This window comes from Streptomyces sp. GC420, assembly GCF_009916105.1.
Taxonomy (GTDB): domain Bacteria; phylum Actinomycetota; class Actinomycetes; order Streptomycetales; family Streptomycetaceae; genus Streptomyces.
Genome location: NZ_JAAAXQ010000722.1, coordinates 1 through 1,671, shown reverse-complemented (window position 1 = coordinate 1,671; position 1,671 = coordinate 1). Strand labels below are relative to the sequence as shown.

Sequence of the window (1,671 nt, the reverse complement as noted above, 5' to 3'; positions counted from 1 at the left end):
GCGATGGCCGAGGCCAGGTGGGAAGGGACGAGGCTGGAGTTCTGCAGCAGCGCGAGCTTGTCGTGCGGGCTGTCGGCGTGGTCGATCGCTTCGAGCTGCTCCTGGTCCTCGGTGTCGTCGCACGCCCACTGCTGGGCTTCGGTGAGGAGGGCTTCGAAGAGGGGGCCGGCTGCGTCGGTGGGGTTCATGAGGGGCCTTGGGTCGGGGTGCCGAGCCCTGCGGGCCTGGCACCGGAGGAGGGCGGCGTGGGGTGGTGTCAGGGCTTGGCGGGGAGGAAGTGGACGAGGCGGAGGGGGGTTTGTGGTCCGCGCTCGTTGAAGGCGTCGATGCAGTCGGAACAGGTCGCCAGGCGGGGGTCGGCCGCGATGGGCTGGTGGGACTCGGCGCCGCACAGGGTCCAGCCCTTGCTCGTCGGAGCCAGCGGGGAGGTGAGGGGGCCCGGCTTCCAGGCGGTGGGGTCGGTCGTGGCCGCGATGCACGCCTCCGTGGTGGGGACGGGCGGTGCGGTGCGGACGGCTTCGGCGAGCTGGAGGAGGAGGTGGAGCACCTTGTCGCGGTTGCCGTAGAGGGCGATGCCGTCGCTGCTGTCGTAGACGGCTGCGACGATCTCGCCGGGCTCGACGAGTGCGTCGTCGGAGCTGAAGCCGGGGTAGAGCAGGACCGGTGTGGCGTTGGCGGAGACCCACTCGAATTCGGTGTTGCCGAGCATGGGGGAGCCCTTCGGGTGCGGGTGCGGGACACGGGGGAGCGGGCGCCCGGCGCGGGGCCGGGCGTGGCTGTGGGTGAGGTCAGGGGGTGACCGGCTCGACGTGCTCGACGCTGTCGTCGAGCCAGGCGTCGTCGTCGCGGGCGAACTCCTCGTACGCGCGCTGCACGGCGTGGCGGTGGGTGTCGACGGGGAACGTGCACGCCCAGTTCGCGCCGTTGGCGAACGCGGGCCGGGTGAGGGCGTCGACGGCGGCCTGGTCCTCGTCGTCGATCTGGTGGGACGCGGTGATGCTGAGGGTGGCGTTGTCCGTGGACCAGCGGCCGATCAGCAGAGTGGACATGGCGTGGCTCGTTTCGTGGCTGCCTGGGGCCCGGTGGTGGCTCACCGGGCCCCGGAGACGGTGACTGCCTGTTCCTGAACCTTGAATTGAGAGGTCTCAGGAGGTCATCGCAGCCGCTCGTCCCAGTGGCAGTCCCCCACCAAGCCGCCGCCGCAGAGGCGTGCGAGGTCCAGCGGAATGTCCGCACGGCAGAACGTGCACGTCGTCCACGTGACATAGACACCGTGATCCACCAGCACCGAGGCGATCTGCACGTCGGTGGGGTACTCGTCGAACGACTCGTCGGTCAACACCTCATCGCCGTTGCAGCGCACCAGGTCGAACGACCGGCCGGTGATGCCATTCCAGACCAGCTCATCGACGCGGAACTTTTCCCCGTCCACGGTGAACTCAGGGTGCGGGATCTCACGGATGACGATGGAGCCGGGTCGCGACCTATTTCCCATGGTGACTGCTTCCTTGCGTGTTGATTCGGGGTTCAGAACAGGCTCTGAGGGGTCAGTAATCCGGTCGCCTGACGGCGACACCCTGTGTGCGTGAAAATCGGTGTGTGGTCGTCCGGCGGACGTCGTGTCGCCTTGGCGCGTTCCGAGCCCGTGGGTCAGTAGGACGCTGGGGGTCC

At 69.1% G+C, this 1,671-nt stretch carries 3 protein-coding genes and 1 pseudogene; all 4 read right to left on the bottom strand.

What is annotated here, in order from left to right; translation table 11 throughout:
* Positions 1–188: pseudogene (locus tag GUY61_RS38125) on the bottom strand (hypothetical protein); the annotation flags it as partial.
* Positions 189–256: 68 nt separating this feature from the next.
* Entirely contained in the window at positions 257–709 is a 453-nt protein-coding gene (locus GUY61_RS38120; protein ID WP_166634864.1) for a hypothetical protein, read from the bottom strand.
* Between the two features lie 79 nt (positions 710–788).
* Positions 789–1,049: a hypothetical protein gene (locus GUY61_RS38115; protein ID WP_166634863.1), complete on the bottom strand. Its 261-nt coding sequence runs from the start codon at positions 1,047–1,049 to the stop codon at positions 789–791.
* A gap of 104 nt (positions 1,050–1,153) precedes the next feature.
* The coding region (locus GUY61_RS38110) for a hypothetical protein (RefSeq protein WP_208106973.1) at positions 1,154–1,671 on the bottom strand (518 nt) is incomplete at its 5' end.